At 67.0% G+C, this 12,183-nt stretch carries 10 protein-coding genes; 9 read left to right on the top strand and 1 reads right to left on the bottom strand.

Features of this window, described 5'->3' with window-relative positions; translation table 11 throughout:
- The first annotated feature begins 133 nt into the window (after positions 1–133).
- The 9 genes from AC27LF_RS24195 to AC27LF_RS24155 all read left to right on the top strand — a co-directional run bounded on the left by AC27LF_RS24195 (position 134) and on the right by AC27LF_RS24155 (position 9,230).
- Positions 134–1,003 (top strand): MurR/RpiR family transcriptional regulator, encoded by an 870-nt coding sequence (locus AC27LF_RS24195; protein WP_479663246.1) that lies wholly within the window; start codon positions 134–136, stop codon positions 1,001–1,003.
- A 46-nt stretch (positions 1,004–1,049) separates the two neighbouring features.
- Positions 1,050–2,354 (top strand): ABC transporter substrate-binding protein, encoded by a 1,305-nt coding sequence (locus AC27LF_RS24190; RefSeq protein WP_479658464.1) that lies wholly within the window; start codon positions 1,050–1,052, stop codon positions 2,352–2,354.
- Positions 2,347–3,255: a carbohydrate ABC transporter permease gene (locus AC27LF_RS24185; RefSeq protein WP_479658463.1), complete on the top strand. Its 909-nt coding sequence runs from the start codon at positions 2,347–2,349 to the stop codon at positions 3,253–3,255. Before AC27LF_RS24190 ends, AC27LF_RS24185 begins: the two co-directional genes overlap by 8 nt.
- A complete protein-coding gene (locus AC27LF_RS24180) occupies positions 3,242–4,078 on the top strand; it encodes a carbohydrate ABC transporter permease (RefSeq protein WP_479658462.1) in 837 nt (278 codons plus the stop codon). The genes AC27LF_RS24185 and AC27LF_RS24180 overlap by 14 nt, the downstream gene beginning before the upstream one ends.
- Positions 4,075–4,959, top strand: coding sequence for a CehA/McbA family metallohydrolase domain-containing protein (locus AC27LF_RS24175; RefSeq protein ID WP_479658461.1), 885 nt, complete (start codon positions 4,075–4,077; stop codon positions 4,957–4,959). Before AC27LF_RS24180 ends, AC27LF_RS24175 begins: the two co-directional genes overlap by 4 nt.
- A 153-nt stretch (positions 4,960–5,112) precedes the next feature.
- A complete protein-coding gene (gene pepE, locus AC27LF_RS24170; protein ID WP_479658460.1) occupies positions 5,113–5,850 on the top strand; it encodes a dipeptidase PepE in 738 nt (245 codons plus the stop codon).
- On the top strand, positions 5,844–6,812 hold the full coding sequence (locus AC27LF_RS24165) for a DUF1177 family protein (RefSeq protein ID WP_479658458.1): 969 nt from the start codon (positions 5,844–5,846) through the stop codon (positions 6,810–6,812). The genes pepE and AC27LF_RS24165 overlap by 7 nt, the downstream gene beginning before the upstream one ends.
- A gap of 625 nt (positions 6,813–7,437) precedes the next feature.
- On the top strand, positions 7,438–8,442 hold the full coding sequence (locus tag AC27LF_RS24160) for an L-tyrosine/L-tryptophan isonitrile synthase family protein (RefSeq protein WP_479658457.1): 1,005 nt from the start codon (positions 7,438–7,440) through the stop codon (positions 8,440–8,442).
- Complete coding sequence (locus AC27LF_RS24155) at positions 8,439–9,230, top strand: TauD/TfdA dioxygenase family protein (protein WP_479658456.1); 792 nt, start codon at positions 8,439–8,441, stop codon at positions 9,228–9,230. The genes AC27LF_RS24160 and AC27LF_RS24155 overlap by 4 nt, the downstream gene beginning before the upstream one ends.
- A 128-nt stretch (positions 9,231–9,358) precedes the next feature.
- On the opposite strand, the gene AC27LF_RS24150 is transcribed toward AC27LF_RS24155, so the two are convergent.
- Complete coding sequence (locus tag AC27LF_RS24150) at positions 9,359–12,145, bottom strand: family 78 glycoside hydrolase catalytic domain (RefSeq protein ID WP_479658455.1); 2,787 nt, start codon at positions 12,143–12,145, stop codon at positions 9,359–9,361.
- Positions 12,146–12,183: the final 38 nt, after the last annotated feature.

The following is a 12,183-nucleotide window of genomic DNA, read 5'->3' as shown; positions in this document are numbered from 1 at the left end:
GGAACGGTAGGCGCACAGCCGTCATAGCGGCGCCGGAAAAGATTTCCAACCGAGTGATGCGTTCATGAAATTGTTTACCAATGGTTCATGGAGGCGTCACTCGCACCGGCCCCGCCCGACCTAGCCTGACGCCGTGGACGAGATCAGAAACGACTCCGAAGTGGCGGCACGCGTCCATGTGGCGCTGCCCTCACTCAGCCCGAGCGACCGACGCGTCGCGAACACCATCCTCGAAGCCGGCGCGATCCTCGCCACGTGGTCGATCTCCGACCTCGCGCGCGAGTCCGGCACCAGCCCCTCGACGGTCTCGCGCGCGTGCCGGAACCTGGGTTTCAGCAACTACCAGGAGCTGAAGGTCGCCGCCGCGAAGGACGCCGCTCTCGGCGCACAACTGCGCTCCGGAGACGAAGCGTTGTCGGCTCCGGTCACGGAACCCGGCGAGGTGTTGCGGCGCATCAGCGAGCTTCACATCCGGTCGATCCGCGGTGTGCTCACCACCATCGACTCCGAGCAGTTCCGGGCAGCCGTCGACCTCGTCCATGGTGCTCGCCGGATCGTGGTCCTGGGCACCGGGACCTCGGCGGCGCCCGCGCAAGATGCCGCACACCGCTTTCTGACGATCGGCCTGGACGCGGCCGCTCCCGTCGAACAGACGGCCCGGCGGCTCGCCGTCACACGCCTCGGGCCCGCCGATGTGGCGATCGCGCTGAGTTACAGCGGCAGTTCCACCGAGACCATCGCCCTCGCCCGCCAGGCCAACAGCCGCGGCATCCCGGTCATCGCCGTCACATGCTTCGCGAAGTCGCCACTGACCGAATGCGCCACGGTCGAACTGGTCGCTGGAGGGCCGGAGTTGAGCTTTCGCCTAGAAGCGCTCTCGTCCCGCGTCGCGCATCTCACCGTGCTCGACGCCATCTACGTCGCCGTCGCGCTGCGAGATCGCGACCGCGCCGACGCCGCCCTGGACGCCACGAGCGCGGCGACCTCGGACCTCTTTCTGTAGCCCCGCCCCTCCTCGTCACCCACCTGTTGCCCCTGAAGGAGCCCTCGTGAAGCACATCCGTGCTCGCGGTACCGTCGCCGCCGCGCTCGCGCTGACCATCGCCCTCGGCGCCGGCGCCTGCGCGACCTCGTCATCCAGCCACTCCAGCACCCCGTCCGCGACCTCCCCCTCGAAGCCGACCACGATCCAGTACTGGCACATCAACACCAAGGCATTCGGCGCGGACGCGGTCAACAAGCTGATCTCCGACTTCAACAAGACCCACAAGAACATCACCGTCGAAGGCAGGTTCTACGACGGCTACTCGAACCTGCTCACCGCGCTGCAGACATCCGTCGCGGCGGGAGACGCGCCGGCCGTGGCGCAGATCGGTTACTCACGTATGAAGTACGTGGCATCCACGTTCCCCTATGTGTCGATGACCGATCTCGGCGTCGACACCTCCGGCTACGGCGAGCCGACCCTCGCGCTCGGCCAGGTCGACGGGAAGCAGGCCGGCCTGCCCTACGGATTGTCCGCCCTTGAGGTCTACTACAACGCGGACCTCCTCAAGAAGGCGGGCCTCGGCCCTGCTGCACTCCCCACGACCTGGGACGGCTGGCAGGCGGCGGCCCGGCAGATGAAGTCCAAGCTGAACCTGCCGCTGGTCAACTTCCAGCAGTTCACAGGCGACAACTACATCCCGCTCGCGATGGTCGCAGGCAATGGCGGAACCGTGCTGAGCTGCGTCAACGGGTCACCGAAGGCCACGTTCAACAGCAAGGAGGGCGTGCAGGCGATCGGTCTCATGGGGGAGCTGGCGAAGAGCGGTCTCGCCACCAACCTCAGCTCCGACCAGGCGCTCCAGGCGTTCCTCGGCGGAAAGACCGCAACGCTCATCACGGCGAGTTCCTCGCGGGCCAACCTGGAGGCACAGGCGAAGTTCGCTCTCGGCGCCACTCAGTTCCCCACGTTCGGCAGCCGGTCCCGGAAGATCCCGGCGGGCGGCAACGCGCTGTTCTCCTTCGCCCAGAGCGACGACCAGAAGATCGCCGCGCGGGAGTTCATCGACTACATCGCGACGAAGGATTCCAGCGTCACCACCTATGTCAAGGGCACCGGATACCTCCCTGCTCTGAAGGGTGCCGCTGAACCGTACACTAAGTCGAACGTGCTTCAGCGGGAAGCCTCCAAGACCCTTCCCGCCATTGTTCCTTGGGTGTCCTTCCCGGGTCCGAAGGGCCTCCAGGCGTCGCAGGTGATGTATGACGCGACCCAGGCGATCACGGGTGGCACGCAGCCGACGCAGAAGGCCCTCGATGACGCCGCCGGCCGGATCAACGCCGACCTCGCCGGGAGCACATGTGGCTGAGCCCAACCCCGGACCGCGGCACACCCGGGGCGGGCGGCGGGCACTGCCCTACATGATCCCCGCTTCGGCCGTCTTCGGGGTGTTCCTGTTCTTCCCGCTCCTGGCCGTGACGGCACTGAGCTTCACCGACTGGAACCTCATCAGTCCGCTGCCGCGCTTCACCGGCCTGAACAACTACACGGAGCTGCTGACGTCCGCGGACTTCGGACAAACGCTCCTGCAGACAGCCTATTACCTGGCACTGGCGTTCATCGGCAACTTCCTGGTGCCGGTCATCCTCGCTGTGCTCACCCTCGGCGTCGGCCCGAAGCTCCTCGCGTTCTACCGAACCGTGCTGTTCCTTCCCGCTGTCGTCTCGTCAGCCGTGGGCGCCATAGTCTGGCAGTACCTCTACCTTCCCGCCGGCGGACCGATCAATGCCGCGCTCGACGTACTCGGCTGGCACGGCGCGAACTGGCTCAACGATCCCGCTACGGTCATTCCCGCGGTCGCCGCCGCTGCCAGCTGGAACAGCTTCGGCTTCAACTACATCGTCGCCCTCGGCGGGCTCAGCGCAGTCCCGGCCGGTGTCCGGGAGGCCGCGCGCCTCGACGGCGCCGGGGGCTTTGTGATGCTCACCCGTATCACCCTCCCCATGGCTCGTCCGACGCTGATCTTCATCGCGACCGCCGCCCTCCTGCAGGCGCTCCCGCACGCCTTTGTCCCGCTCCAGATCATGACCGGCGGCGGTCCGGACAACGCCAGCAACAATCTCTTCTTCGACGTGTACCGGACGGCATTCCAGTTCTTCCAGATCGGACAGAGCGCCGCCGGCTCCGTCGTGCTCATCGCACTGCTCTCAGCAGCGGCCATCCTCCAGTACCGCCTCATGGACCGCCGGACCACCTATGACCTCCTCTGAAAGCCTTCTGCGGCTCCGCGCGCTCCCCGCGCACCTCGCGCTCGCGCTCGCCGGTGCGCTCACGCTCGCCCCCTTGGTGTGGATGCTCGGCATCAGTCTCACGGCGCCGCGTGACATCGGCGGCGCCGCGCTGCGCCCCGTCCCGGCCGATCCCACGCTTGAGAACTACCGGACCGCTCTCGCGGACAGCGACATCCCGCTCCAGTTGGGCAACAGCGTCATCTTCGCCGGGGGTGTCACGCTCGGACTGCTCTGTGTGTCGATCCCCGCGGCCTACGCACTGTCCCGATGGCAGTTCCGCGGACAGGGCGCCTTCGTCGCCGCGATGCTCGTCGGAATGTCCGTGCCCTTCGTGGTCACCTACGTTCCGAACTTCCTGCTCCTCTCCCGCCTCCACCTCCTCAACACCTACCCCGGGCTCATCGTCCCCCACATCGCCAACGCGTTCGGGGTTCTTCTGCTCATGCAGCACTTCCGCGCGTTTCCCACCTCGGTCATCGAAGCGGCCCAGCTCGACGGCGCCGGCTCATGGACGACCCTGACCAAGATCGTTCTGCCCGCCGTGAAGGCGCCGGTCCTCGCGATATCGCTGTCCGTCTTCATCTCGACCTGGAACGAACTCGTCTGGCCCCAGCTGGTGGCAGACAAACCCGGATCGCAGGTTCTCGCCGCGGGTCTCGCGCAGTTCGCATCCCTCGAAGGCGGAGTGAGCTACGGCCCTTTGATGGCATCGGCGACGATGACCGCCCTCCCCACGATCCTCCTGTTCCTGATCTTCCGGCGCCGACTCCTGGCCGTCACCCTCGAAGGAGCCATACGATGACCCGCCATCTGCTCGGTGTGCACCCGCCGCTCCGCGGCAACCTGCACACGCACTCCACCCGTTCCGACGGCCACCTCTGCCCGGACGATGTCCTCACCTGGTACCGCGACGCGGGGTATGACTTCCTCGCGATCACCGACCACCAGGTGGAGCCGCGGCCGACCATCACCACCAGCAGCCCGGTGGAAGGCATCCTGCTCATACCGGGCGGCGAATTCCATCCGCGGTCCACCCGCCACGGCGACCGGTGGCACATCATCGCGGCGGGTGTCCCGGCGGACTTCGACGCCACCGCGTACGACGACGATCCGGCCGGCCTCGTCCATCACCTGCACGCCGCCGAGGCGTGGGTGTCCATCGCTCACCCCAGCGGGCAGGGCATCGATGCCGCCGATGTCGAACAGCTCGGACCCGTGCACGCCGTCGAGATCTACAACGAGCGAAGCCGCTGGTGGGACGAACGCGTCGACGGCTGGTACCTCGCCGACGCCCTCGCCGGCCTCGGCCGGCCCATCGGCGGTGTCGCAGTCGATGACGCACACTTCGACGGCCGGCCCGACCACGGACACGGCTGGGTCATGGTCGAAGCCACGGACCGCAGTGTCGACGCCGTCATCGGCGCGCTGAAGGACCGTCGATACTACGCGAGCCAGGGACCGCGCATCGACGCGCTCTCCGTCACCGCGGACACGCTTCGGCTGCGATGCACGCCCGTCGAGGCCATCTTCGCGGCCGGCCGGGGTCAGACCGTCAAGAGCGTCATCGGCGACAACCTCGTCGAGGCCGAGATCCCCCTCGCCCCCTTCCGGGGCGGCTATGTCCGCATCACCGTCCGGAACAGCTCCGGACAACGGGCATGGAGCAACCCGATTCATGTCTGACAGCCCTGTCGAAACCGCGGTCTTCGACCTCGCCGTCACCACAGGGGCGCACGATGCTGCCCTTCTCGTTGCAGCGCACCTCACGCACCTGGTCGCCGACGCCCTGGAATGCACACGCCTGCTCACCACGATCCCCCATCAGCGAGGTTTCCCATGCCCGGCTCCGTCTTCGGCCTGTCGAACGCCGCGCTGGTCGGAGAATCCCCTTTGGCCTACGCCCTGGACGCGCTGGAACCGTTCGTGGGCGGTAGCCACATCGCGCATCTGCCCTACGCGCAAGTACGCAGGGACCACGACCATCGCGCCCTGCGCGCTGCACTCCGCACGATCGGCGCCACACCACACACGGTCACGGATCCCGGGCAGGCGGCCCCGGTGATCAGGCAGGCCGATGTCGTTCTCGTCTCGGGCGGGAACACCTTCCTGCTCCTGCGGACCTTGCAGTCCCACGGTCTGACCGGACTGATCCGCAGCCGCGTCGCGGAAGGGGCGACCTATATCGGCATCAGCGCCGGCACCAATGTGCTCAGCCCCACGATCGCAACGACCAACTCGATGCCCATCGTGCATGTCGCCTCACCTCACGCCCTCGGCCTCCTGCCGTTCCAGCTGAATGTGCATTTGCCCACCCGGGCTCCGGATCCGACACACGCGGGCGAGAGCCGCCACGAACGCCTACGCGAATACGTCGATCTGCACCACCGCCCCGTCCTCGCGCTGCACGAGGGTTCCTGGGTTCGGCGCACAGCCGACCGGCTCACCGTCCACGGACGCGGCGGCGCCCTCTTCCACAGGTCAGGAACGCGGGAACTCACGGACGGTACCGACCTCTCCGCACTGCTTCACACATCAACTCCACCCACGATCACACAGAAGGACCACACGTGCTGACACGCGAGATCCTCGACGCCTGGGACCTCATCGACCTCCCGAACTCCAGCGGGGCGAACATCCGGAACCACTTCGCCACCGAGTTCGCCGAGGAATCCCTTTGGCCGACGGTCACCCGGATCGACGGCGAACACGCGGGCACGGACGTCCTGCGCTGGACCATCCCCGGCACGGAGGGCAAGACCGCTCCGACCCTCGCCGTCATCGGACGTCTCGGCGGCATCGGAGTGCGCCCGGCCAAGGAAGGGACGGTGTCCGACGCCGACGGGGCGATCGTCGCCACCGCCGTCGCGCTGAAACTCGCGCGAGCCCGTCAGCGCGGAGAGCCGACAAAGGGCGACGTCGTCGTCGTGACCCATATATGTCCCGCAGCACCCACGCGGGACCATCCCGTCCCGGGACAGATGGACAGCCCCGTCCCGATCGACAAGCTGCTGCGGCTTCACGAAAGCCCTGCCGACGCCGATGCGCTGATCTCCATCGACACAACTCGGAGCCACTACCTCATCAACCACACCGGAATCGCGGCGACCCCGACACTCAAGAACGGTGTGATCCTCCGCATCAGTCCCGACGTCATGAAGCTGCTCGGCGAGGTGACGAGCGAGCCACCCGTCGCGCTACCGATCACCATGCAGGACATCACACCCCTGTCCTCCGGTCTGTTCAGGATCAACAGCATCATGCAGCCCGGCAACTACTTCGACGGCCCCCTCATCGGTCTCGCATCAGTCTCCCGGAACCCGATCCACGGCTCCACCACGGGCGCGAACCGACCCGAAAACCTTGAGCACGCAGCCCGGTTCGCGGTCGAAGCGGCCCGCCGGTTCGGCCGGGGCGACCTCACGTTCCACGACGAGACCGAATACGCCCGGTTCGTCGATACGTACGGGTCCATGGCCCACCTGGTAGGGCGTACGTCCGAAACAGCGGACACACAGGAACAGCAGCGCCCCTGCTGAGGTCCCTCCCCACTTGATCAGTTGAGCACCCGGACTGGCCGAAGGCTCCGAGTTCGCGGGGGATTTGGGCACGGCCGGGGACTTTCCATGAGGGGCGGTGCCTGCGCTCCGGCGGCGCCCTTTGGGTCCCGGTCACCGAGGGGTGCGGCGCTCATCTGGGAGCAACGCTCCGGCTGGTCGACACCTGGGGGCCGGAGCGCGGTCGCGGAGTTGCGGAAGCGGCCGAAGCGGCTTTCCACGGTCGGCTCCCCAGCGCGCCCGGGGTGCCTGGGCACCGCTCCACAGCGCGGTTGAGTAAAGAATTCGCCATGAAATCGATTACTGACGGCATCGTTCGTACCAGAGCCCTGCGCTCCGTCCGGCAGTTATGTGTGTAGTTGGCACCATCTGCCGCCGCCGTGCCCAAATGGAGAGGCGCCTACTGCTCGAATCGAACAAGTTGCCCTCGCTGGTTTGGCTCACCGGGACGAGGTGTGATCACCTCCCTGCCGGATACTGTTGCGGCTGTCGGGATCGAATTGAGCAATCAACTTCTCCGCTCCGACGCGCGATTGAAGTCCATCCGACCCCGCGGTTTTCCGGTCACCGCCGTTGACCTCCTGCCCGAGCTGAGCCATGCCCTCCGATGAACTGCCGTATTCCGTCAAGGATGACGATGTCCGAATCATTAGCAGATCAGATACTCCAACTGCTCTTCTCGTTCCGGCGGATCGCCGGCGGCGCGGCGGATCCTTGCGCGCGGCAGCCGTGTGACGAGTGCTTCGCAATGCACCGTCCGAAGGTCGAACGATTCATGAAGGAAGGCGTGCCCATTCACTTCGTGATGCCCGCCTTCCCCGCCAAGTCCTCCAACCCTCAGAAGGTTCTCGGCAAACTCCCCGATCTTGCGGAACGTCTCTCCCTGGAATTTCTGCAGTCCTTTTGCGACTACGTACGCCACCACTACGCGCACGGGGCACAGATCACCATATGCTCCGACGGCCACGTCTTCAGCGACTTGGTCGGAGTCGATGACCAGGACGTGACGGACTACCGCACCGAACTGGACCTGCTGCTCGGCGCGACCGGCTCCGACGCGATCAACACGTACGGACTCGGCGACGCCTTCAAGAGCACCGACCATGCCGAGCAGCGCGAGCAGTTGATCCGCCGCTACGCCTTGTCCCTCGAACAGATCCGGGACCGGGCGCGACTGGATCCCGCGGCGCGGTCCATCTTCGGCGGTATCCACCGGTTCCTCTTCGAGGACCTGCTCGCCCAGAGCGAGGGCCGCAGCCGCAACAAGGTCCGCGAGGAGTGCAAGCCCCTCGCCTACCAGGTGATCCAGCGCAGCGACGCGTGGAGCGGCCTCGTCGCGGACTCCTTCCCAAACGCACTGCGGCTTTCCATCCACCCGCAGGCCGCCCACTCCCACAAGATCGGCGTCCACATGATCCGCACGCGCGACAACTGGCTCACGCCGTGGCACGGCGTGGCCCTCGACGAAGGCGACGGTGTGCGGCTTGTCAAACGCGAGGAGGCCGAGTGCCGTGGCGCGACCGTGGTCATGCGCGGCGGCCGGCCCAGCCACTTCATCGCTCCGCAAGCCGTCCACACGTCCCGACTGCTGCTTCAGGAGGCAGCCCGATGAACCACCCCTCCGTCATACCCGGCAAGCCCTTCGGCGCACTGATCGAATCGGCCGGCACCGAGCGCGAACTCGGCCTCATGGAGCCCCAGATGCTTCAGGAACTGGTGCGGAGGCACCGGGTCGTGGTGCTGCGCGGCTTCAGCCCCTTCGAGAAGAAGGAGGAACTTGTCGCCTACGCACGGCGCTGGGGACCGCTGTTGTCCTGGAACTTCGGAGACGTACTCGACCTGGAGGTGCACGGCAGCCCCAAGGACTACGTCTTCACCCCGGGACCCGTGCCCTACCACTGGGACGGCGCCTTCGCGGAGCACGTCCCCGCCCACCAGTTCTTCCAGTGCGTCAAGGCCCCCGTCGCGGGCGGCCGGACCATCTTCTGCGACACCGGCCTGGTCCTCGACGCACTGCCGGAGCCCGTCCGGCGGATCTGGCAGGGCATAAGGATCACCTACCGCAAGGACAAGACCGCGCACTACGGCGGTCACATCACCGCGGACCTGATCCAGTCGCACCCGCGCACCGGAGAGCTGATCCTGCGCTACGCCGAACCCCTCGACCCTGCCGCGTTCCTCAGCCCGCTGTTCCTGGAGGTCGAGGGGCTGCCCGACGACCTGACCCCGGAGGCGTTCTTCGCCGACATCGAAAAACGCCTGTACGACCCCGAGGTCACCTACCACCACACCTGGCAGGACGGCGACTACGTCATCACCGACAACCACGCCCTGCTGCACGGGCGTACCGCTTTCGACGCAGGCTCGGCACGCCATCTGCGCCGGGTGCATGTGCTGTGACCGCTCCGAAACCCGGAACGCGAACGGCCCTTGGGTGCAAGGCTGGTGCGTGGCCGGGCAGGGGCGCCGTCGATGACGGCGTACTGACGGCGCGGGCACACGGTCATGCTCCGCCGGGCACCCGTAACTCACTCGCACCAAGCGTCGAGTACCAACCGGTGACGCCCCGGTCGTAGTGTCATCGCTCTTCGGCCGTGGGCACCGTATGCGCGGGAAGAGGGCTCAGCGCTGCCGCTGGGGGTCTCTCGGGTGCCGGGCGGCAGGACGAACACGCCCGAGGCGCCGCTCGGAATCTCGATGTCCGCAATGAACAACCCACTGTCTGCGACGAGTTCCCAGCGGATCGCGGCCGTTCCGTAGCGGGTCTTCATCTCCGCCCAGGCCCAGGTCAATCCCCCGCCCGGGACAGGAGCGAACACGATCCTGCGGTAGCCCGGAGCCTCGGCGTCGGGTGCGAGCCCCGCGACCACGCGAAAGAGCCATGCGGCGACGGCTCCATAGGCATAGTGGTTGAAGGACATCATGGACGCGCCGTTGCCCAAGTCACCGGCGTGGATGGTGCCCGACTCGTCGATGGCGTCCCATCGCTCCCATATGGTCGTCGCTCCATGGCGGACCTGGTGCAGCCATCCCGGACATCGATCGTTCAACAGCACCTGGTACGCCCGCTCATGCTGCCCCGCAGCTGTCAGCGCCGGCAGGACGAGGGGGGTGCCCAGGAAGCCGGTGGAAACACGGCCCTCGGCGGTCCTCACCAGGTCCGCCAGTCGTTGCCCGATCTTCGTGCGCTCTTTCGCCGGCGCGATACCGAACTCCAAGGCGATGGCACAACCCGTCTGTGTGCCAAGGGCCTCGTCGGCGTATCGTGCCCATGCCGCCCTGGCCGCGGCGTCGCCCATGGCCGAGTAGTGCTCGGCATCCTGATCGCGGCCACGGATCCGTGCCATCCGGGCGAGAAGGCGAGCGCCGTGAGCGAAGTACGAAGTCGCCACGAAAGCGGTCGGTGTGGTTGCCTCGTGGGGGCTCTCCGGCGGAGCGCCGGGATCGAGCCAGTCACCGAAGTGAAACCCGCTCGACCAGATGCCGTCGCTGTCCAACTGCCGTCGGCTCCAGTCCACCCACCTCCGCATGGAGTCGTAGTGCCGCGCCAGCACATCCAGGTCACCGTACGCCTCGTACAGCGCCCAGGGCACGATCACGGCGGCGTCCGCCCACCCGGTGCTGCCGTACTCCAAGTCGCTGTCGCCCGTCAAGTGCAGCACGTCGGGCACGACGTTGGGGACGCAACCGTCGTCCCGCTGCTCGGCCGCCAGGTCCCGCAGCCAGTTGCGCAGGAACGACCGGCTGTCGAAAATGTGGCAAGCCGTCGCGGCGAAGACCTGTATGTCCCCGGTCCAGCCCAGACGCTCGTCGCGTTGCGGACAGTCGGTGGGCAGGGACAGGAAGTTGCCCCGCTGGGACCACAGGACATTGTCGAAGAGTCTGTTGATGGACTCCTCGGAGCAGCTGAAGGCGCCCGTGGAGGTGAGGTCGGAGGCTACGACGACAACCTCCACTTCGTGGATCGTCACGCCGGGATCGAAGGTGATGTCTGCGTAGCGGAAGCCGTGGAAGGTGAATGCGGGGCTGAGGACGGTGGCGCGCCCATCGGCCAGGACGTACGTGTCCGTGGAAGTGGCCCCCCTCAGGGCGGCGGTGTGGAGTTCGTCGTTCGCGTCCACCACTTCGGCGTGCCGTACCACCACCGTGGCGCCGCGACCGCCCGCCGCGGTGATGCGCAGGTATCCCGTGAGGTTCTGGCCCGCGTCGACCCGTATCCGATGCCGACGAGGCGAGAGGACAGCCGATCGGGTCTCGATCACCCGGATGGCGGGCATGGCCCGCTGCTCAAGCCCTGCCGGGAGGTCCAAGGTGACCGCCGTGTCCCACGTGCCGTCGTCGAAGCCGGGCAACTGCCAACCGTCCTGGCGTCGCCGCAGATCGATGACGCTTCCTTCGTAGAGGCCCGCCGCGGTGATCTCGCCCGTGGAGGCCCGCCAGGCGTTGTCCGTCGACACGACAAGCCGTTCCCCGTTGTCCAGAACGACTTCCAGTTGGGCGATCAGCGCGGAGGCGTCTCCGTAGACGTTGCGATGCGGCTGCCACGTGAGTGTGCCCCGGTACCAACCGTCCCCCACCGTTGCGCTGATCACGTTGGCTCCGGGTCTGAGCAGCGACGTGACGTCATAGGTGGAGTAGAGCAACCGGTGTCGATAGCTGGTCCAGCCCGGCTCCAGCAGGTCGTCGCCCACGGCCGCCCCGTTGAGCCGTGTGTCATGCACTCCGAGTGCGGTCACATACAGGCGAGCGGTTCGCCAGTTCGTGGGAATCCTGAACTCACGGCGGAACAGCTGAGCCGGCCCTGCCGTGCCGCGGCCGATGTCGGCGCCCAGTGCGACAGGGCGAGCCGACCAGTCCCGCTGATCCAGCAGCGCTGCCTCGACACGAGCGGGGCTGCTCCATGGTGTCCATCCGCGATCGGTTCGGACACGCACTCGCCACCAGCGCACCTCCCTGCTGCGTAGTGGGGGTCCCGGCATCTCGATGTCGTGGCTGCGTTCGCTCGGCACCTGGCCACTGCTGAAGACGCCCGAACGGAAGCTGTCATCGGCGGCACACTCGACTTCGTAGCATCGCTGCGCTGACAACGGATCTTCCGCGCACAGCCGCCAGGCGAGCAAGGGTGTGCTGACTCCCGTTGCGATCAGCCCGGAATCGTCAGCGGTGCGCAGTTCGACAACCCGCACGGTCGTATCCTCGCCTTCATCTTTATGTTCAGCTGGGCCGGTCGTATCCGATGCCAGTGCCGACCGGGTCTCCAGGGTGAGGGCCAAGGCGGCCGGAGTGGGGGTGCCGGATCCGCATATCGTGGTCATGGCGTGGACTGCGCAGAGCGCGGCGGACCACTCCCCCG

It is taken from the genome of Streptomyces diversicolor (assembly GCF_057537855.1).
The sequence above is the reverse complement of the archived record's forward strand: the minus strand, read 5'-3'. Positions and strand labels throughout refer to the sequence as shown.